General features: G+C 57.4%; 18 protein-coding genes, 6 tRNA genes and 1 riboswitch. Of the genes, 17 read left to right on the top strand and 7 right to left on the bottom strand.

Features of this window, described 5'->3' with window-relative positions; all coding sequences use genetic code 11:
• Positions 1 to 3 precede the first annotated feature (3 nt).
• A complete protein-coding gene (locus ACN08Y_RS03865) occupies positions 4 to 1,290 on the bottom strand; it encodes an HRDC domain-containing protein (RefSeq protein WP_419110586.1) in 1,287 nt (428 codons plus the stop codon).
• A 138-nt stretch (positions 1,291 to 1,428) separates the two neighbouring features.
• The gene (gene msrB, locus ACN08Y_RS03870) at positions 1,429 to 1,851 is read right to left on the bottom strand and encodes a peptide-methionine (R)-S-oxide reductase MsrB (RefSeq protein ID WP_419104314.1); all 423 of its coding nucleotides are present in this window, start codon (positions 1,849 to 1,851) and stop codon (positions 1,429 to 1,431) included.
• 171 nt (positions 1,852 to 2,022) lie between these two features.
• Between msrB and ACN08Y_RS03875 the strand changes: the two genes are divergently transcribed.
• Positions 2,023 to 3,327, top strand: coding sequence for an alpha/beta hydrolase family protein (locus tag ACN08Y_RS03875; protein WP_419111892.1), 1,305 nt, complete (start codon positions 2,023 to 2,025; stop codon positions 3,325 to 3,327).
• A gap of 54 nt (positions 3,328 to 3,381) precedes the next feature.
• On the opposite strand, the gene ybaK is transcribed toward ACN08Y_RS03875, so the two are convergent.
• Complete coding sequence (ybaK, locus tag ACN08Y_RS03880; protein ID WP_419111893.1) at positions 3,382 to 3,879, bottom strand: Cys-tRNA(Pro) deacylase; 498 nt, start codon at positions 3,877 to 3,879, stop codon at positions 3,382 to 3,384.
• A gap of 227 nt (positions 3,880 to 4,106) precedes the next feature.
• On the opposite strand from ybaK, the gene zapE reads away from it, so the two are divergent.
• A complete protein-coding gene (zapE, locus tag ACN08Y_RS03885; RefSeq protein WP_419110582.1) occupies positions 4,107 to 5,171 on the top strand; it encodes a cell division protein ZapE in 1,065 nt (354 codons plus the stop codon).
• Positions 5,172 to 5,260: 89 nt separating this feature from the next.
• Here zapE and ACN08Y_RS03890 read toward each other — a convergent pair whose 3' ends face one another.
• Entirely contained in the window at positions 5,261 to 5,830 is a 570-nt protein-coding gene (locus ACN08Y_RS03890) for a GNAT family N-acetyltransferase (protein WP_419100484.1), read from the bottom strand.
• Between the two features lie 237 nt (positions 5,831 to 6,067).
• On the opposite strand from ACN08Y_RS03890, the gene ACN08Y_RS03895 reads away from it, so the two are divergent.
• The 11 genes from ACN08Y_RS03895 (at position 6,068) to ACN08Y_RS03945 (ending at position 11,833) form a co-directional block, all read left to right on the top strand.
• Positions 6,068 to 6,140 (top strand) — tRNA-Gly (locus ACN08Y_RS03895).
• A 25-nt stretch (positions 6,141 to 6,165) separates the two neighbouring features.
• A tRNA-Val gene (locus tag ACN08Y_RS03900) sits at positions 6,166 to 6,237 on the top strand.
• 55 nt (positions 6,238 to 6,292) lie between these two features.
• A tRNA-Gly gene (locus tag ACN08Y_RS03905) sits at positions 6,293 to 6,368 on the top strand.
• 111 nt (positions 6,369 to 6,479) lie between these two features.
• Positions 6,480 to 6,552, top strand: a tRNA-Gly gene (locus ACN08Y_RS03910).
• A 48-nt stretch (positions 6,553 to 6,600) separates the two neighbouring features.
• A tRNA-Cys gene (locus tag ACN08Y_RS03915) sits at positions 6,601 to 6,674 on the top strand.
• Position 6,675: 1 nt separating this feature from the next.
• A tRNA-Val gene (locus tag ACN08Y_RS03920) sits at positions 6,676 to 6,747 on the top strand.
• A gap of 238 nt (positions 6,748 to 6,985) precedes the next feature.
• Positions 6,986 to 7,867, top strand: coding sequence for a cytochrome (locus ACN08Y_RS03925; protein ID WP_419111894.1), 882 nt, complete (start codon positions 6,986 to 6,988; stop codon positions 7,865 to 7,867).
• A gap of 28 nt (positions 7,868 to 7,895) precedes the next feature.
• Positions 7,896 to 8,510, top strand: a complete 615-nt coding sequence (def, locus tag ACN08Y_RS03930) for a peptide deformylase (protein ID WP_419111895.1) — start codon at positions 7,896 to 7,898, stop codon at positions 8,508 to 8,510.
• 23 nt (positions 8,511 to 8,533) lie between these two features.
• Positions 8,534 to 9,460, top strand: coding sequence for a methionyl-tRNA formyltransferase (fmt, locus tag ACN08Y_RS03935; protein WP_419111896.1), 927 nt, complete (start codon positions 8,534 to 8,536; stop codon positions 9,458 to 9,460).
• Complete coding sequence (locus ACN08Y_RS03940) at positions 9,457 to 11,190, top strand: RsmB/NOP family class I SAM-dependent RNA methyltransferase (protein WP_419111897.1); 1,734 nt, start codon at positions 9,457 to 9,459, stop codon at positions 11,188 to 11,190. The genes fmt and ACN08Y_RS03940 overlap by 4 nt, the downstream gene beginning before the upstream one ends.
• Before the next feature lie 34 nt (positions 11,191 to 11,224).
• Positions 11,225 to 11,833, top strand: coding sequence for a DedA family protein (locus tag ACN08Y_RS03945; protein WP_419111898.1), 609 nt, complete (start codon positions 11,225 to 11,227; stop codon positions 11,831 to 11,833).
• Positions 11,834 to 11,913: 80 nt separating this feature from the next.
• On the opposite strand, the gene ACN08Y_RS03950 is transcribed toward ACN08Y_RS03945, so the two are convergent.
• Positions 11,914 to 13,269: a Na+/H+ antiporter family protein gene (locus tag ACN08Y_RS03950; protein WP_419111899.1), complete on the bottom strand. Its 1,356-nt coding sequence runs from the start codon at positions 13,267 to 13,269 to the stop codon at positions 11,914 to 11,916.
• A gap of 164 nt (positions 13,270 to 13,433) precedes the next feature.
• On the opposite strand from ACN08Y_RS03950, the gene rpe reads away from it, so the two are divergent.
• Both rpe and ACN08Y_RS03960 read left to right on the top strand, forming a co-directional pair.
• Entirely contained in the window at positions 13,434 to 14,099 is a 666-nt protein-coding gene (gene rpe, locus ACN08Y_RS03955) for a ribulose-phosphate 3-epimerase (protein WP_419111900.1), read from the top strand.
• A 14-nt stretch (positions 14,100 to 14,113) separates the two neighbouring features.
• Positions 14,114 to 14,911, top strand: a complete 798-nt coding sequence (locus ACN08Y_RS03960; protein WP_419100477.1) for a hypothetical protein — start codon at positions 14,114 to 14,116, stop codon at positions 14,909 to 14,911.
• Between the two features lie 24 nt (positions 14,912 to 14,935).
• On the opposite strand, the gene ACN08Y_RS03965 is transcribed toward ACN08Y_RS03960, so the two are convergent.
• Together ACN08Y_RS03965 and ACN08Y_RS03970 are read right to left on the bottom strand one after the other, a co-directional pair.
• Complete coding sequence (locus ACN08Y_RS03965; protein WP_419111901.1) at positions 14,936 to 15,673, bottom strand: DUF6318 family protein; 738 nt, start codon at positions 15,671 to 15,673, stop codon at positions 14,936 to 14,938.
• A 210-nt stretch (positions 15,674 to 15,883) separates the two neighbouring features.
• A complete protein-coding gene (locus ACN08Y_RS03970; protein WP_419100475.1) occupies positions 15,884 to 16,192 on the bottom strand; it encodes a hypothetical protein in 309 nt (102 codons plus the stop codon).
• A gap of 167 nt (positions 16,193 to 16,359) precedes the next feature.
• Positions 16,360 to 16,491, top strand: a riboswitch (FMN riboswitch).
• A 143-nt stretch (positions 16,492 to 16,634) separates the two neighbouring features.
• Between ACN08Y_RS03970 and pnuC the strand changes: the two genes are divergently transcribed.
• Positions 16,635 to 17,348, top strand: a complete 714-nt coding sequence (gene pnuC, locus ACN08Y_RS03975; protein WP_419104324.1) for a nicotinamide riboside transporter PnuC — start codon at positions 16,635 to 16,637, stop codon at positions 17,346 to 17,348.
• Entirely contained in the window at positions 17,345 to 18,397 is a 1,053-nt protein-coding gene (ribD, locus tag ACN08Y_RS03980) for a bifunctional diaminohydroxyphosphoribosylaminopyrimidine deaminase/5-amino-6-(5-phosphoribosylamino)uracil reductase RibD (protein ID WP_419111902.1), read from the top strand. Before pnuC ends, ribD begins: the two co-directional genes overlap by 4 nt.

Genomic DNA, 18,397 nt, shown 5'->3' on the forward strand with positions numbered 1-18,397 from the left:
TCCTTACTGTGAGTGTTGGGCTCTGACCCGGGTGAATACCCTGGCCAGATGCCCCGCTACACGTTCAATCTGCCACTGACGCGCCCCAAGTTCAAGCAGGGCTAACCTAAGTTCTTGCTCACCCGAACCCGCAGGCGGGTCCCAGCACAGCCTCCGCAGGATATCGGGGGTCAGCAGGTTTTCTTGAGGCATACCGAGTTGCTCACTGATCTCAATAACAAGGGGCTTAGCTTCTGCAATCAGTTCAGCGGAAAGCGGCCTCTTAACCTCCCAGGCCTTCAGCGGCGGCGGCCCAGACGCAGGCAGAGTGAAAGGAACCGGGCTGGGTTCCTTCTTCGCCTCGGTAATGGCCTTGACCCAGCGGGGAGCCTCTCGTTTGAGGGAACGAGTCTGAAAACCCGGTATCGCCAACACCGCTGGAACTGTCTGCGGCATGATACGCGCCGCAGCAATCAAGGACGAATCGGGAAGCAGCCGCTTGGGGGCCACATCTTTTTTCTGCGCAAGGTGATCACGCTCGTACCAAAGATTACGCAGAGCGGTGAGCTGGCGGCGGGTTTTCAAATCCCTGATGCCCTTGGTCTTGCGCCAAGGATCAGGTTTCTGCTCAAACCCGGTGCGCTCGCGAACCGCGTTGAATTCTTCCCGGGCCAGCTCGAGTTTGCCCTGTGCCCTGAGCTCAGACTCAACGGCATCGCGCAAATCAAGCAGAATATCAACGTCAAGAGCCGCATAGTTGAGCCACTGCGCGGGCAGGGGCCGATGGGACCAGTCCACCGCTGAGTGCTCCTTGGCGAGCTTATAACCCAGCAAATGCTCGACCATATAGCCCAAGCCAACCCGCTCAAAGCCAGCAAGACGACCGCCCAGTTCGGTATCGAAAAGCACATCGGGGCGCATCCCCAGCTCTGCCAGGCAGGGAAGGTCCTGGCTTGCGGCGTGGATAACCCACTCAGCGCCGGCTAAGGCCTCGTTGATGGGGGAGAGATGGGGGAAGCTCTCCGGGTCAATGAGGATGACCCCGGAGTTACCTCGTTTGAGCTGTACCAGGAAAGCTCGCTGACCGTACCTGATGCCCGATGCTCGTTCGGTGTCGACTGCTACCGGACCGCTCTGGGAGGCAAGGATGTCGGCAACTCTCTGCAGGCCACGGTCGGTGGTAATAACGCTGGGAGTGCCACCGTCGGGTTCATCGAGAAAGACAACCTCGGGAATCGTGATTCCCTCGGGTATCTCAAAACCCCCGGTGGAGGCGCTTAAAGGTGCTGCCACCTTGTCAGTTTGCGCCACAATAAAACTCCCTCCCGGTGGAAAACTACCCCACTATTATGTCAGCTAACCCTGTTACCCGGTTATGTCGCGAGTGTGAGATTGAACGGTAGAAGATTACCTCATGCTTAAATATTTCTTGCTGTCCTGTTTCTCAAGCTAGGGCTCAAGCGGTTTCTCATTCAGAGTGAGGCAGACAGAATTGATGCAGTAACGCAGGTCTGTGGGGGTATCGTAGCCCTCACCCTTAAAGACGTGGCCAAGGTGAGAATCACAGGCGGCACAGCGCACTTCAACACGAACCATTCCCAAAGACCGGTCCTCTATATAAAGCACTCGGTTTTCTGCCAAGGGCTCGAAGAAGGAAGGCCAGCCGCAGTGGCTCTCAAACTTCTCGCTGGACCGGAAGAGCTCGGTGCCGCAAGCCCTGCAGGAGTAGATACCCTCGGTGGTGGTATCCCAGTATTGGCCGGTGAAGGCAGGCTCGGTACCGCCCTCTCTGAGCACAGCGTACTCAGTAGGGGTCAGAACCTCTTTCCAGTTTTTTGCGATTTTTCCTAGGCCCGGTAGATGCTCAGACATTTTGTATAGTCCTTACCCATATCGATAACACAGTATGTATATTCAGCCAGATTACACCCAGTGGAATAAGGCATCAGCCTTGTCCCTGATATTCCTTACAAGGTTACTGGTTGGTAACATCACGGGTGTGCCGTTCCCGCTAGTAGCAATACCTCCCCTAGACTGGTCATTATGAATACAGAGCAGGACACATCTTCAACGGCGCGCACCCTCACTCTAGCTACCGTCGCAGGAGTTGCTGGTGCCGCAGGTGCCACCCTTGCTATGGCTGGTGCACTGGGGGCGGCAGGACTGGCAACACACTTTGCCCGCAAAATTGTTGTCCCGCCCAAAGCACCCCACGAAGATGTTCGTGTTTATTCGGTGGGCTACGGAACCGCTGAAAATATAGAAGACCAACAGCCCACCAGTATCTGCCTAGACGCGACGGAACGGACTCAGGCTCCAGGCCGCTACGGGTTTTATTTTGCCGGGGGAGCAGGGTTCGCCCTGCTGGGCGAGGTAATCTCCTACCTGCCGACCGAGCAGACCGTAGTACGGTCCATCGAAGGGGTCTATCGAGGCGACATCACCACCTGCAAACGCGGCAGACTCACCGGTGTTGTAGCCACCGACCCCCAGATGGCTGGCTACCGCTACCAAGACATCGAGCTTAACCTGCCTGTTGGTCCTGCCCCCGCCTGGGTAGTGCACCCTAATGCCTGGCTTGATAGCGCTACTGAATCTGATTCATCAGCAGTTCCCAGTAGCACTTGGATTGTGATGGTTCACGGCATGGGGTCAACACGTGCAGAAACCCTGCGCTCACTGACAGTGACTCAAAAGCTAGGGCTTACCAGCCTGCATGTTAGCTACCGTAACGACCGTGAAGCTCCGGCCAGTGAAGACGGCCGCTACGGCCTAGGCTTTACCGAATGGCGCGATATTGAAGTTGCTATCGACTACGCACTTTCTCATGGTGCTGAAGATGTAGTGCTCTTTGGCTGGTCTATGGGTGGCTCTATCTGTATGCAAACAGTTGACCTTGCCTCTAACCGCCGCGCTATCCGGGGCCTTGTGCTTGATGGGCCCGCCCTGGACTGGCTTGAACTCATCCGTTACCATACTCAGCTCAACAAGATTCCCCTCTCGATAGGAAAGCTGGGTGTGCACATGATTTCTCACCCTGCACTGACCGGGTTTACCGGCTTGCACGAGCCGATTCGGCTTGAACAGATATCCTGGCCTAACCGTGTACAGGACATTGTTCTACCCACCTTGATTCTGCATTCCCGCGATGACACCTACGTGCCCTATCAGCCATCAGAACAGTTAGCGCAGGCTTCACCGCTGGTGGATTTTGTTCCCTTTACAGGGGCACCCCACACCCGCGAGTGGAACGTGGACCCTGAGCTCTGGGAGAGCACCGTGGAAAAGTGGCTGGGGGATAAGCTGGGGCTGACCCTGCCAGTACATCAGGCTAAGTCGGCAGAATAAGCTCAGGCAGTGATGGGGGCAGCGGCTGGCTGCCCCCTCCTATCTCTTGAGGTGTTAGGGTGCCGCAATATCGGCGTAGGAGCCGCCGGTTAGCCTGACCAGATCATCAGCAGCCAACTCAAGATCGAGGCCACGCCGCCCACCCGAGACCAGAACGGTGTCAAAAAGCTGGGCTGTTTCATGGATCAGGGTGGGGTGGGCTGTCTTTTGGCCCAGGGGAGAAATGCCGCCCACAACATACCCGGTACGCTTCTCAGCTACTTTAGGTTCGGCCATCTTGGCGCTCTTCCACCCTAACTGGGCGGCGGCGGCCTTAGTGTTGAGTTTGCCTGCTACCGGAACCAGGCAGACCGCAAAATCTTTGTCGTGATTAATCATGAGTGTCTTGAAAACCTGTTCGGGGGAGCGGCCTAGCTTCTGAGCGGCCTCCAGACCAAACTGGGTTTCACCCTGGACGTGCTCGTATTCGCGCATGGTGAAGGCAACCCCGCTTTCTTGCAAGAGAGCAAGTGCGGCAGTAGATGCTCCGGCTTTCTTTTTACCCTTGGCCACGAGAAACCCTTTCTTTTTGCTTCCGATTAACCTTTACTAGCCTAAAAGGAACACGCCAGCGGAAACTGCCGGACAGCGGAAAACGCTACGAACTGTGAAGAATTCAACCGCCTTAGTGTCATCACCCCCCAAAGTCTTAACCGCTACCGGCCCTTACCTCCCGCACCCATTACACTGGTGCTGTACATGTAACCCGCGCACCCTTGCGCTCAAGGAAAGTTAGGCACGTGGCCACCTACACCCACCTCACCGAACGTACCCCCCAGGTTTCTGCTGATGAACTTTTGGCGGGTTTTCGCCCCTCAGAACGCTTTGGTGAGGTGTCCTTTGATACCTACCGCCCGGACCCAGCGCAGCCCTCACAACAGGCGGCAGTCGATGCCTTACGAGCCTTCGGGGATAGTATCAATGGTGGCGTCGCTAGTGGCGGTGGATTTTTAAGCAAGCTCTTTGGCGGGGGCAAGAAAAAGGACGTCAGTAAGCCAGGTCTTTACCTAGACGGTGGTTTTGGTGTGGGTAAAACCCACCTGCTTGCCTCCCTCTGGCACGCAGTAGAGGGCCCTAAAGCTTTCGGTACCTTTGTCGAATACACCAACCTGGTCGGTGCACTCACCTTCCGCAAGACGGTTGAAGCCCTCTCAGGCTACAAGCTGGTCTGTATTGACGAATTTGAACTCGATGACCCCGGTGACACCGTGCTGATGTCCCGACTCATGCGTGAGCTGGCCGAAGCAGGGGTGAAGCTGGTCGCCACCTCCAATACTCTGCCCGGCTCACTCGGTGAGGGGCGCTTTGCCGCCGCAGACTTCAAGCGTGAAATTCAGGTACTCTCAGACCAATTTGATGTGATTCGTGTAGATGGCGAGGACTACCGCCACCGCGGGCTTGACCCGGCACCGGACCCCCTTGCACCTGAGCAGTTTGATGCCGCTGTTGAAGCAGGTTTTGGTGCACTTGGCACCGTTGCAATCGATAGCTTTGAGGACCTCATTGAGCACCTGTCCAAGGTTCACCCCTCTCGTTACCGCCAATTTATTGAAGGGCTTGATGCTATTGCCTGGCGCAATGTCACAACCATTACCCAGCAGGCCGTGGCCCTCCGCTTCGTGGTGCTTGCTGACCGTCTTTACGATAAAGACCTGCCGATTATCGCCTCCGGACTTCCCTTTGACAGGGTCTTCACCGAAGAAATGATGACAGGCGGCTACCAGAAAAAGTACTTCCGAGCCGTTTCTCGTCTAACCGCTCTTGCCCGCGAAGGCCACACAGCAGGGCAGAAGTCAGCTTCCTAGAAGAGCACACTTTAAACACCAGCCCCGGTTCCTTCTGGCGGCGAAGGAGCCGGGGCTTTTGCTCTTGAGCGCCTAGGGCAGGGGCCGCTTTAGCCGGGGAAACCAACCTCAGCCCACCGCTGGCGAGTCAGCTCCGCCTGACGCGCAGTCTGCATGAGGGCAACTCCATCAAAGCCTGGGCGACCGGGCGTGCCCTCAGGAAGAGTGCGGAAACCCTCAAAGCCAACCTTGCGGGCAACCTTCTCCGAGGAGCTGTTCCCCTGCAGGGCAGTCCACACTAGCCTATCCAAGCCCAAGCCCAGAGGATCCAGTGCAAAACCGGTGACCGCTCCCAAAGCCTCAGCCATAAAACCTTGACCTCTGCTATCGGGAGCAAGCCAAAAGCCAACCTCGGCTGAAGACCTCGACACATCGAATAAGCTGACCACCCCGGCGAAAACACCACTGGCATCAATAGCCCAAATGAACTCAGCCTCTGCAAGGGCAGCATCATGTGAGTAACTGATAAAATCCAGGGCATCCTGCTCCGTGTATCCCAGCGGAATTGACACACACCAGCGGACAATCTCCGGGTCCCTGCAGGCTGCAACCAGGGCAGACAGATCCCCTAAACGTAAAGCCCTCAAGGTCAAACGCTCTGTCAGAAGACTGGGTAGCACAGCTCAAACCTCCCTTGGCACCACCACAACAATGCAACATATCCTAACCCGCCAATAACTGTGGCACAGTCCATAGAATAAAAATAATAAAGCGCCCCCATGAAAACCGGCCCAAAACCCCTATAAATCAAGGAAAAACCGGCCAAACAACACCACAAAATAACAATTTTGCGTAAACCAAAACACCGTGTATAGTATTTACTCGTTGGTTCGGTTCCCCAAGGAATCAGCAAACATGCGGTTGTAGCTCAGTTGGTAGAGCACCACCTTGCCAAGGTGGATGTCGCGAGTTCAAGTCTCGTCAACCGCTCGCTAACCCTCAGGCGAGGGTTCTAGCGCGATTGGCGCAGCGGTAGCGCACTTCCTTGACATGGAAGGGGTCACTGGTTCGATCCCAGTATCGCGCACGCAAGATACATTGCGTATCCAGCACAGGGTGAAGCCCTGCATAGAAATGCAACTGCGGTTGTAGCTCAGTTGGTAGAGCACCACCTTGCCAAGGTGGATGTCGCGAGTTCAAGTCTCGTCAACCGCTCCAGACAAACCCCCGGTTATGGCCGGGGGTTTTTCCATACCCCTCTCCATTACAAGCCAACCCAAACACCCCAGGTTGAAACAGGCCCTGCCCTTGTGTATAGTTGTTCAAGTTGCGGTTGTAGCTCAGTTGGTAGAGCACCACCTTGCCAAGGTGGATGTCGCGAGTTCAAGTCTCGTCAACCGCTCTCTCGGAAACACTAGTTTTCGCAACTCAGGCCCCGGCCTGAGCGTGTGGTGGGGTGGTCGAGTGGTTAGGCAACGGTCTGCAAAACCGTGTACGCGGGTTCGAATCCCGTCCTCACCTCCACGCGCGATTGGCGCAGCGGTAGCGCACTTCCTTGACATGGAAGGGGTCACTGGTTCGATCCCAGTATCGCGCACAAAGAGAAGCCCGGCCTCCTAGGAGGTCGGGCTTTTTGATGCCCAGTGATCAACAGGGGACTTAGCCAGAAGACAGCAGCAAAGCAGTATAGGGGTAGCCGAGCTTACCTACGGGTGCCCTCGTATTGAGGTGACCAGGCGCGTATAATCGATAGAGCGCCGGCAGCCCAGATTGATGCAAGGTACCCGGCGCCTGAATCTATCGCCAACCCCGCCCCACCACGTCAGGACGTTTCTTTGACCACTCCCATGCTCGCGCAGGCCACCGACCACGGTCGAATGTATGCGCGCACCGTGGGCGGGGAGTTGCTGGTGCCTTCCATTACTACAGTTATTGGGCAACAGGCCAGTGACTTGAGTGGTTGGCATGGCTACATGGCAGCCAAAGCTGCTCTTGAAGATCAGCGAGCCTACCGAGCATCAAGTAGCGCTGGGCTCAAATTTGCCATTATCCGTGACGCGGCGAGCGCATCGGAGCGCTACCGAGACGATGCCGCAGCCCGCGGGGACCGTGTGCACAACTATGCGGAGCAGGTCGCCCTACGAGCCATGGGCCTGCCTCATGAGCTGGAAGGCTTCCGTGAAAACCTGATAGCCCACGGTGAGCAGGCCTACGCTGACCGTTTTGATGAGTGGTGGGAACAGTACCGCCCTCAACCCTTAGCTACCGAGGTCACTATCTGGAACCAGACAGTGGGTTATGCTGGCACCCTTGACCTGGTAGCAGAAATAGCGGGCCACACCTGCATCATTGACTATAAAACCAAGGGCACCGACCGCAAAGGTCGGGTCAAGCCTCTGGACGATAAGGTCGTTATGCAACTGGTGGCCGGGCTCAAAGCTGAAGAGGCTCTTATCGACGCTGAAAACGGTGAGTGGGAGCCTTGGAAACACGGTGGAGCTAGCATCTTGATGGGGGTAGCCGTGGGCCAGACCCAGGTTGTTCCCCAGCAAGCCAACCCACAGGTACTCAAAAGCAACTGGTTCAAATTCTGTGCCCTCAAAAGAGTATGGGATCTGAACCGAGAGCTGACTGAGAGTACCGAAGAGTCACTGATGCCTCTGGTGCCGCCACCGTTTGCTGATTCTGCCGAGCACCCCGGTAAAGCTGCCTCATAGACCCCTGTACCCTAGCCCAAGAGAGCTCATGACCATTCTGACTATCCGCACCGTAGGTGACCCGGTTCTCCGCACTCCCTGTGACCCCATTACCGTTTTTGACCAGGACCTGTGCAGGCTGGTCCATGACATGCTCGAAACCATGTACGCCGTTGAAGGCGTGGGATTAGCTGGCCCCCAGGTGGGGATTGCCAAGCAGATTTTTACCTTTGGCAACATTGATGGGCTTGAAGGGCACGTCATTAACCCGGTGATTGAGATAGGGGACGAACCCCAGGAGGGTGGCGAGGGGTGCCTTTCCGTTCCCGGTTTATCTGCTGCGACTCCGCGCAAGAACTGGGCGCGAGTTACGGGTCTTACCTGTGAGGGGCAGCCTGTGACTTACGAGGGCCAAGGCCTTTTTGCTCGCATGCTGCAGCACGAGACTGACCACCTGCATGGCACTATGTTTATTGATCGCTTGGTGGGCGAAGACAAGAAAAACGTCTGGCGTAAGATCCGCCAGTCTAGCTACAACGAGGTAGCCGCCGCCGTCCAAGGGGAGAGGGCCGCTCAGGCCTCATCGGTTTTTGGTGCCCTCGGCGGTTCGCTGGGCGCAGGCCAAGGAAAGGCCGGGCGCAAGCCGGGTTCCTTTGGTATCTAGTCGGTCCTCACAAGAAAGTTGATATGAAGGTTTTATACGCTGGCACGCCTGAACTCGCGGTTGCCCCGCTTGATGCCCTGCTCCAAGCTGGGCACGACGTTGTTGCTGTGCTGACCCGCGAAGATGCTCCGGTGGGGCGTAAGAGGGTTCTTACTCCCTCACCCGTAGCCCAGCGTGCTCAGGAGCTGGGACTACCCGTTATTAAGGCCAGCCGCTGGCATGACGAGATTCACGCTGCTGTAGCTGACACCGGGGCGGAGATTGCGGCTGTTGTTGCCTTTGGAGTCCTGCTCCCTCAGCGAGCGCTGGACCTTCTTCCCCACGGCTGGATTAACCTCCACTTTTCTGCGCTTCCTAACTGGCGCGGTGCCGCACCGGTTCAGCGAGCGCTGATGGCCGGGGAAAGCGAAATCTTCTCGAATACTTTCCGTATTGAGGCAGGCCTGGATACCGGCCCGGTCTTCCGTCAGGAGTCAACACCTGTGGGCGAGTTTGATACCGCCGGTGATATCCTGAACCGGCTCGCGGCTACCGGTGGAGCCCTGCTCTCTGCTACCTTTGCAGATATCGCTGAGGGCGCTACCGGCCAGCCCCAAACCGGGCAGGCAACACACGCTGCCAAGCTTACCATCGCCGACGGAAAAATTGACTTCAGCCGCACCACCGGCCAGATTCTAGCTCAGGTAAGCGGCGTGACACCCGAACCTGGGGCATGGGCGGAGCTTGGCGGTGCCCGCTTCAAGATTGGCATGCTTCGCCGCTCAGAAGCTCCCACTCGAGGGACACCAGGCACAGTCCACCTTGCGGGCAAGAAACCCGTTGTCACCTGTGGTGACGGTAGCCTTGAACTTACCCAGGTCCAACCTGCCGGGAAGAAGATGATGAACGCCGCCGACTGGGCACGAGGCCAAAGCGCGGCTATCAATGATCAGAAAGTAGTTTTGGTATGAGTGCCCATGACGCACCCCGCGCAGCACGCGGTCACGGTAAAGGCCGTCCTAGCTCAGCCAACCGAGGCGGCACCCCCAACCCGCGCGGCTCCCGCGGCAAACGAAGTGCCGGGCCCCAGACCGGTAACACGAGTGGTTCCTACCGTGGGCGTCCTGCACAGGAAAACAGCGCACACGACAAGGAGAGCCGCCGTAATGCTAAGGGCCGTGAACGCAACCGGAAGGCCGTCAAAGACCGCGTCTTTTCTGATGCCGCGCCCTCACAGCGCGCCCGCAGAGCTGATAAGGCCCGCGCCGTCGCCTACCAGGTATTGCTGGCTGTAGCCCATGAGGACTCTTACGCTAATCTGGTTTTGCCCAAAGCTATCCGCACTGCACGGCTCGATGCCCGTGATGCTGGCTTTGCCACCGAGCTGACCTACGGAACCTTGCGTAATCAGGGAACCTATGATGCGATTCTGGCCCACTGTGTTGACCGTCCGGTGGAAAAAATCGGTACCAAGATTCTCTTGGTCCTCCGTTTGGGAGTTCACCAGCTCATGGCCATGCGAGTGCCCGATCATGCCGCTCTCAACCAGACCGTTGCACTGGCCCGTTCCGAAATCGGTACCGGCCCTGCCAACTTCGTCAATGCGGTCTTGCGCCGGGTCTCAGAACGGAGCCCCGAGCAATGGCACGAACTGATTGCCTCTCAGGCACCCGATGAGCTGACCCGTCTGGCCCTGGAGAAGTCCCACCCGGCCTGGGTCGTCCGGTCCTTCCGTCAGGCCCTTGCTGCCCACGGCCGTGCGCCCAGTGAGGTAGAGCAACTGCTTGAAGCCGATAACCTCTCACCGGTAGTGAACCTGGTTGAGTTACCCGGGCTGGGGACCCTAGACGAGGCCCGCGCCGCCGGTGCGAGCGACGGTGAGCTCGTTCAAGGTTCTGCCCTCTACGCTTCGGGCGACCTAGCCCGGTTAGAGACAGTGCGCAGTGGTGTGGTTCGGGCCCAGGACGTCGGCTCACAGTTGGTAGCTCGTGCTCTGGCTGATGCCCCACTGGAGGGCCCAGACAGTCGCTGGCTTGACCTCTGCGCAGGTCCCGGCGGTAAAGCCGCCCTACTCGGTGCCCTGGGGGCCCAGCGCGGGGCTACCCTGGTGGCTAACGAGTCTGCTGAGCACCGGGCCGAACTGGTCCGCCGTTCTCTGGCCCCGCTTCCGGAAGGCACCTACACGGTACTCACCGTTGATGGCCGGGAAATTGCCAGCACACTGAGCCAGCAGAAAAAAATGCCCGGTAGCGCAGAAGCCAGTGCACTTTTTGACCGTGTTATGGTCGATGTTCCCTGCTCAGGTCTAGGTGCCTTGCGCCGCCGTCCCGAGGCTCGCTGGCGTAAGAACCCCCGCGATATCGCTGAGCTTCTGCCCCTTCAGCTCTCGCTCTTCCAGGCCGCAGCAGAAGTCACCCGACCCGGTGGTCTGATTGCCTACGTCACCTGTTCTCCACATACCGCAGAAACCCAGAGCATCGTGCACGATATTCTGCGTAAGACCGACGTGACCCTGCTCGACTCGGGGGCCGCACTCACCTCGGTAGCCCTGACCGATGACCGGGGGCAAAGCCTACTGGCAGGGGAGAAAGACCCCTCCTTTAGCCCTGATGGAGCAGGCCAGGGCGCAACCACCGCTCAGCTCTGGCCCCATATCCACGGGACTGACGCTATGTTCTTTGCCCTCTTTCGCAAAAACTAGGTCTGTAAGCCCTCACTTTAGAAAGCTATAATCTATGTCCTCTTTACTAGACCCCCAGCATCTCATAACCACGTTCGGCCTCATTGGCATTGCGCTGGTTCTTTTCGCCGAGACCGGCCTGCTGATTGGCTTCTTCCTGCCCGGCGACTCGCTCCTGTTTATCGCAGGGCTCATGACTAGCGGCGAGACCAAAATTGCACCTCTATGGGCCCTACTTTTGGTGACCGTCACCGCAGGTTTCGTGGGTGACCAGACCGGGTACCAGATCGGAAAGAGCACAGGGCCGGCAGTCCTGCGCTCACGGGCTGGTCGCATGATTGGCGATGAACGCATCAACAAGGCCCACGAGTACTTTGCAAAATACGGTGCCCGAACCGTAGTCATCGCCCGTTTTGTCCCCATTGTCCGTACCGTCGTCCCCGTCTTAGCAGGCATCAACGAGATGCCCCGCACAACCTTTGTTAAGTGGAACCTGATCGGAGCATTCCTCTGGGGCACCCTGCTGCCCATCGCAGGTCACTACCTGGGAGGAATCGCCTTTATCCGTGAGCACGTTGACCTGATCGTTGTGGGTATCATTCTGCTCTCTTTGATTCCTGTCCTGATTCAGGTGGTCACAACCCGCAAGTCAGCCAGCTCTTAGAGACTACAGCAGGCATGGCAAAGGGGCCGCTGCTACCCGGAATGGTAGCAGCGGCCCCTTGAGCTCGTGAGGTAAGGTTTTTACAGAATCATGGCCGCGACCCAGCCGGCGCCCAGTAGTGGCAGGTTATAGTGCAAGAAAGTGGGAATGACGGTGTCTCGAATATGGTCGTGCTGACCATCAACATTCAGACCGGAAGTGGGTCCCAGGGTTGAGTCAGAGGCTGGGGAACCGGCATCACCAAGCGCACCTGCGGTACCGATGATAGATACCGTCGCAAGTGGCGAGAATCCCAAGGCAAGGCACAGCGGCACGTAGATGGTGGCGATAATGGGCAAGGTTGAGAAAGAAGAACCAATACCCATGGTCACAATAAGACCGACAACTAGCATAGCTAGAGCAGCCGCGGCCCTGTTACCTGCGAAGACATCGGCAACAAATGAGACCAGTGGCTCAACGTCACCGGTTTCTGAGATAACGGAGGCAAAACCCTGTGCTGAAATCATGATGAAGCCGATCAGCGCCATCATGCGCATACCGGACGTAAAGACATCATCAGCCTTGCGCCACTCAACCGCGCCGGTCACCATGAAAATTGTCAAGCCAACAAGTGCTCCGACCAGAAGTGAGTTAGCCTCGGTCTCCATGCTCTGCATAAGAACCTGCACTGCAAAGGTCGCAACAATAGCAATCAGAGCAACAAGGACCTTGAATGTGCTGATCTCCTGGGAAGCCTGTGATGCAGAATCAATGTCAACATCACGGTAGATTCGGGGTTTGCGGTAAGAGAAGAAAATAGCAAGGAGCAGACCGAAAACCATACCGGCGGCAGGAATCATCATCGCTTGCATGACATTAATACCGTTTGTGGACATACCTGCCAACTTGATATTGCCCAGCAGAATGTCATTGAGGAAGATAGCGCCAAAACCAACCGGTAGGAACATATAGGTTGTCACCAAACCGAAAGTGATCACACAGGCCAGCAGACGGCGGTCAATATGCAGACGGTTAAAAACAGCTAAGAGCGGCGGAATAACCAGAGGGATAAAAGCGATATGCACGGGAATAAGATTCTGAGACATTACGGACATGGCCAAAATCCCCGCGAGAAGGAACCACTTGACGGCAAATTCAAGGCCGTTTTTTCCTTGAGCGCTTTGGACACCCACCCGGTTAATAATTGATCCAGCAAGTAACTGGGGTAGCCCTGAGCTGGACACGGCCATAGCGAATGCACCCAGTAGGGCATAGGAGAGAGCAAGCATGGCTCCACCGGAGAGGCCCTCCTGATAGGCCACCATGGTTCCATCGAAACCGAGCCCGCCGAACAAACCACCCACCAGCGCACCAATAAAGAGCGCTAGGACAACATGCACACGGGCCGCGGAGAGGACAAGCATCACGAGTACTGCAAGCAGAACCGAGTTCATCATTTTCCTAACCTTTGCGAGAAGAAGCCAGTATATTTTAGCTGTGAGGGAGCTGTAAGCCCCTACACATACAGGCCGCTGAGACTGTGATGGTGATTATCTTTACTGCTTCAGGCGCTCAAGGCACTAGCATGGAAACAGCACATCATCTTGACCGAGGAGACTTCATGACCTGCCATATTCACCCGTCTATTCTGAGTGCAGACTTCTCGCGGCTGGGCGAAGAACTCAAGGCTATTTCTTCAGCCGATGCGGCCCACATCGATGTGATGGACGGGCACTTTGTCCCAAACCTGACCTGGGGCCTACCCGTGGTGAAGAGGCTCAAAGAGGTTTCCCCGGTGCCGTTTGATGTGCACCTGATGATTGAGGAGGCTGATCGCTGGGCTCCCGCCTACGCCCAAGTGGGCTGTGAATCGGTGACCTTCCACGCTGAGGCGGCTACCGCCCCGATTAAGCTGGCTCGTACCCTGCGTGAGTCCGGGGCACAGGCCGGTATGGCTCTGCGCCCGGCCACCGGGGTGGAACCCTATCTGGATATGCTCACCGAGCTGGATATGCTATTGATTATGACGGTCGAGCCCGGCTTCGGCGGCCAGCCCTTCTTGGACCTTACTCTGCCCAAGATTCGACGTGCGGCCGCCGCTATTGAAGGCTCAGGCGCTGACCTGGTGCTACAGGTTGACGGCGGGATAACCACCGAAACGATCCTACGCGCGGCAGAAGCCGGTGCCACCTGCTTTGTGGCCGGTTCTTCGGTCTATGGGGCCGACGACATCCCCGCCGCTATTGCCGGGCTGCGCCGGGCGGCAAGTCTCAGCCCGCAAGCATAAATGAAGGGAAAATAATGAGTAGCCAAACACACCTTCTGACCCAAGCTGATGCTGCGCTCTCACGGGCGCAGGAAAAAATCAGCCAGAAACGTCTGGAAGAAGCTCTGGCTGACCTGCGTGAAGCCAGCGCTGGGTTTGAGAATGCCGGCGAAGTCTTTGGCCTGATTCTTGCCCTTAAAATCTCAAGCGAGGTTAACCGCGATCTAGGCAGGCTTGATGGCGCTCTGGAGCAGGTTAAAGAGGCTTACACTCTACTGGCTGAGAAGAAACCCCATGCCGAACAACTCCCGGATTTTGCCACAGAAACGGGTTCAATCTATGCGGAGCTGGGGCAGCTTGAAAAAGCTAAGCAATGGTACGCTCAGGGGCTAGGCGGCTACGAGTCCTCCGGTAACGTCCAAGGGCAGGCTCATAATTACCTGGCTTTAGCGGGTTTAGCGCGCTACGGTTCGCAAGAGAGCCAGGCCCAGGAGCTTTTAGAAACCGCCTATGGGCTCTACCGTCAGGCTGGTATGCCCCAGCAAATGGTGCAGGTACGTAGTGCTATGGCCCAGGGGCTTCTGGCAACCGGTGAAGAGCAACAAGCTCTGAACTACCTCACCGAGGCACTAGACCTTGCCCGCGAACACAATGACCTGGTGGGCTTGGGGGAGACTCACCAGCTTCTAGCCCTGGTTATTGCCCAGCAGGGGAATTCAGAGCGGGCCGAAGAACACCTGCGAGCAGCTACAGAGCACTACCGTGCGGCCGGTGACCTAGAGGCCGCTGAGTTTGTCCAGGACTTGCTTCAGAAACTGCCCCCAAGCTCATAATGCCTAGGCCACAGGTTCAGTTTTTTACTGCCCAGGTTTACTGCCCTCGGTGGTGGTAATGAATTTCCAGTTGCCCTCGATGTACTCAGCAATAAATACGACTTCCATGGCGGGGTCACCCTCGATGTCGTAGGTGTATTCCCTTCCTGTTCGCGGGTCTGTCCCGCGCATGAGGCCGTCTGTAAGCTCAAGGCTGATGACCATACCTTGGGCCCCCTTGCCCACATCGGCTAGGGGAGAGTTGAGCCGAGATATAGACATCGTGTTGCCTTCAATCCACCCCTTGATGGTGTAGACGTCCTTACGCGATGCAATAATCTCTGACCACCGGGGGCTGACTCTGGGTGAAAGTGTATCTTCAAGGGGCTTGAAGTCACCCGTCTCGACCGCGTAGTTGAAGGTTGCGGCCCAATGCTCGGCAAAGAGATAAAGCCCATCTGCGGTTTGTTGGCGAGCACCGGGGTCTGCCACCGGTGGGGCCAGCTCGGTTTTGGGGCCTTCGGTGGTTTTGCCGTGCAACCGGGGTGATACTGATTGTGAAGGAGTCACCCTGCCTGCTGAATCATGGGGTGAGGCAGAGGGCTGGGTCCCTAGCGTACTTTGGGGGCTGGGGCTTGAACTGGCTGAGGGGGTTGAGCTGGTGCTTTGCTCAGCTTTTTGATAGCCAGTCTTCTCTGGCTGAGGGGCTTGAAGAACGCACCCGCTCAGGCTGAGTACGAGAGCAAACCCTAGGGCGGCGGAAGGAAACAGGGAAGCGGTCATTGCGGGCTCCTTAAACACTGGTAGAAGAATCTGATACAACCAAAACAGGCTGTACCTTCTTCTTACTCAAGGAGCCGCATAAGCGCTAGTGACATGGGAAAACTAAGCTATTTATGACTCGGTTGTGACATAGTTATTGCCTCCGGGGGTAACTTATCCACAGATAGATGTAGATTATCTCCCATGCGTCCAGACTTCCCTGCTGGTGTGCTACGCCCTGATGTTTTCCTCTGCCCGCTGGGCCGCTAACGGGTTACCCATCGCCTGATGAATGGTAGCCAGCATCATCCAGTACTCGGTCTGCTCAGCCTCGGGGCGCTTGGCCAGAATGGGCTTGACCAGAGTGAGCACGTTAAGAGCCTGCTTGTTTTGGGCTTCGTCCAAGAGCTTCTGCGCACCGCGAACAGCACGGGCAATGGCCTGTTCCGGCTTGCGCTTAAGCAGATGAGCAACTGCCCCGTGCTCCTGCTTAAAGGTGGTATCGCGTTTTTGGACGTTAGCGGGTTTTGTATCGCTCATGGGCTTTACCCTTCACTGGGGAGAGAAAAAATCTTCACCTATCCTAGCAAGCCGACCTCTTATCTGCCCTGCCCGTTTAGAGCCGCCTAGTCGAGCTGAGTTCGGCGGTCAGCAAACAGGTACCCAAGACAGCCCCGTACGTGCTATAACTTGAACAGTAATAAAACATCGTGCTCCGGGACCCGGTGAAAATCCGAACCGGCGGTGATAGTCCGCTAATCCTTAGCCCCTTTGGGGTAGGGACCTGACAGGTGAAACTCCTGTACCGACAGTACAGTCTGGATGGAAGGTAGCACGAGCAAACCGTCGAGACGGCCCCCGTGCCGTCTGCCGTACCCGTTCGGGTGCAAAGAAGACCTGCCCTGGCGGGCACTATCTTGGCGCACCTGTGCAGGGCACACCTGGTTTTGTTCTCCCGGAGCCACTAGCTTCGGGAGTTTTTATGGATCTCTTGCGGTGGCTCTTCGACGCACAGATTGCCCTTGGCGATCACCAGTCACTGTTGGTGCGCGAAGTCCTCGGAAATATTTTTGGCCTGCTGTCTGCCCTGGGCGGTATGCGCCGTAAAGTTTGGGCCTGGCCGGTAGGCATTATAGGTAATCTGCTCTTGCTCACCGTCTTTTTGGGCACAGTCTTCGGGTCTGACTACGGTACTGCTAATCTCTTAGGCCAAGCAGGCCGACAGCTCATGTTTATCGCGGTATCCATCTGGGGCTGGTACCGGTGGAGCCAAACCCGCAGGGGCCTGGGGGCGAACCAGTCAGCTGTATCACCGCGCTGGGCCAGTGGCCGGGAACGAATTTTTATGGTGCTTTTTATGATCCTGGGAACAGGCTTACTGACCCCGGTATTCCGAGCGCTGGGCTCCTATGAGCCAGTCTGGTCCGACGCCTGGATCTTCACCGGCTCCCTGCTAGCAACCTTCGGCATGGCTAAGGGTTGGGTTGAGTTCTGGCTGGTCTGGGTAGCTGTCGATATCGTCGGTGTTCCTCTGCTCTGGTCAGCCGGTTACTACGCCAGCGCCTTCATGTATATTTTCTACGGTGCTTTCACGCTAACCGGTTTCTTTATCTGGTGGCGAACCCGCAACCGCGAGGCAGACCGGGTGGAACTGGAAACTATCTTCCCTGATCCCACAGTGGATGTCCGAAAATGACGCATGTGGGCAAGGTGCAGGCCATGCGGTTGGCGCTTGCGGCTGCACGGCGGGGCCTTCGGGGCGCCAACCCTCTGGTCGGCGCAGTCATCCTATCAGCCGATGGTCACCATCTAGTGACTGGCTGGCACCGAGGGGCCGGAACCCCGCACGCCGAGGCCCACGCTATTGCCCAGGCTCGCTCAGCCGGTATCGACCTGACCGGTGCCCGTATGCTGGTTACCCTAGAACCTTGCAACCATACCGGCCGCACCGGCCCCTGTGCCCACGCTATCGCCCAAGCCGGAATCAGCGAGGTCATCTACGCCTCCAGCGACACCACCGACCTGGCCGCAGGTGGGGGAGACTACCTGCGCTCCCAGGGAATCACGGTAGGCTCTGGGCTTTTAGCTGAGGAGTCTTTTGCCCTCAACAGGCGCTGGTTCCAGGCCCAGGTAGCCGGTCGCCCCTTCGTCACCGCAAAAATTGCCAGTAGTTTGGACGGCTTTATCGCGGCCGGCGACGGGACCAGCCAGTGGATTACCGGCCCAGAGGCCCGCCAGGATGGGCACACCCTGAGGAGCCGGGTAGACGCCATTGCTGTCGGTACCGCAACCGTTGCGGCTGATAACCCCCAGCTCACCGCCCGTGGTCAGGGCCGACTATCAGAGCGCCAGCCCCTGCGCGTCGTCATTGGGCGTAGCTCACTGCCTGACGCTAGCTACCTGCAATCTGCGGTAGCGGCAGGTCAAGCCCTGCACTACCGTAGGCGTGAACTAACCGAGGTTTTCTCAGACCTCTACAGGCAGGGAGTCCGTCACCTCATGATTGAGGGCGGCCCCACCCTGCTGACTGCCTGCATGGCTCAGGACCTGGTGGACGAACTCTACTGGTACCGGGCGCCCCTGCTCCTGGGCGCGGGGAAACCTGCTCTAGGGGAGCTGGGCATCGACACCCTGAGCCGGGCGGCCCGTTGGGAGCTCGATGACCTGGGCATGTCCCCAGCCCTGCGACAGCTTGGCGTCGACACAGCAACCCACCTGGTACCGGCCTCTCAGACCCCGCACTAA

This window comes from Rothia sp. P5764, from assembly GCF_048512965.1.
Taxonomy (GTDB): domain Bacteria; phylum Actinomycetota; class Actinomycetes; order Actinomycetales; family Micrococcaceae; genus Rothia.

What these genes read in the sequence shown, in the direction of transcription:
- ACN08Y_RS03965 (WP_419111901.1), bottom strand. Translation starts at nt 15,673, where the DNA reads ATGACCGCTTCCCTGTTTCCTTCCGCCGCCCTAGGGTTTGCTCTCGTA.
- ribD (WP_419111902.1), top strand. Translation starts at nt 17,345, where the DNA reads ATGACGCATGTGGGCAAGGTGCAGGCCATGCGGTTGGCGCTTGCGGCT.
- pnuC (WP_419104324.1), top strand. Translation starts at nt 16,635, where the DNA reads ATGGATCTCTTGCGGTGGCTCTTCGACGCACAGATTGCCCTTGGCGAT.
- fmt (WP_419111896.1), top strand. Translation starts at nt 8,534, where the DNA reads ATGAAGGTTTTATACGCTGGCACGCCTGAACTCGCGGTTGCCCCGCTT.
- ACN08Y_RS03940 (WP_419111897.1), top strand. Translation starts at nt 9,457, where the DNA reads ATGAGTGCCCATGACGCACCCCGCGCAGCACGCGGTCACGGTAAAGGC.
- ACN08Y_RS03945 (WP_419111898.1), top strand. Translation starts at nt 11,225, where the DNA reads ATGTCCTCTTTACTAGACCCCCAGCATCTCATAACCACGTTCGGCCTC.
- ACN08Y_RS03875 (WP_419111892.1), top strand. Translation starts at nt 2,023, where the DNA reads ATGAATACAGAGCAGGACACATCTTCAACGGCGCGCACCCTCACTCTA.
- rpe (WP_419111900.1), top strand. Translation starts at nt 13,434, where the DNA reads ATGACCTGCCATATTCACCCGTCTATTCTGAGTGCAGACTTCTCGCGG.
- ACN08Y_RS03960 (WP_419100477.1), top strand. Translation starts at nt 14,114, where the DNA reads ATGAGTAGCCAAACACACCTTCTGACCCAAGCTGATGCTGCGCTCTCA.
- def (WP_419111895.1), top strand. Translation starts at nt 7,896, where the DNA reads ATGACCATTCTGACTATCCGCACCGTAGGTGACCCGGTTCTCCGCACT.
- msrB (WP_419104314.1), bottom strand. Translation starts at nt 1,851, where the DNA reads ATGTCTGAGCATCTACCGGGCCTAGGAAAAATCGCAAAAAACTGGAAA.
- ACN08Y_RS03970 (WP_419100475.1), bottom strand. Translation starts at nt 16,192, where the DNA reads ATGAGCGATACAAAACCCGCTAACGTCCAAAAACGCGATACCACCTTT.
- ACN08Y_RS03950 (WP_419111899.1), bottom strand. Translation starts at nt 13,269, where the DNA reads ATGATGAACTCGGTTCTGCTTGCAGTACTCGTGATGCTTGTCCTCTCC.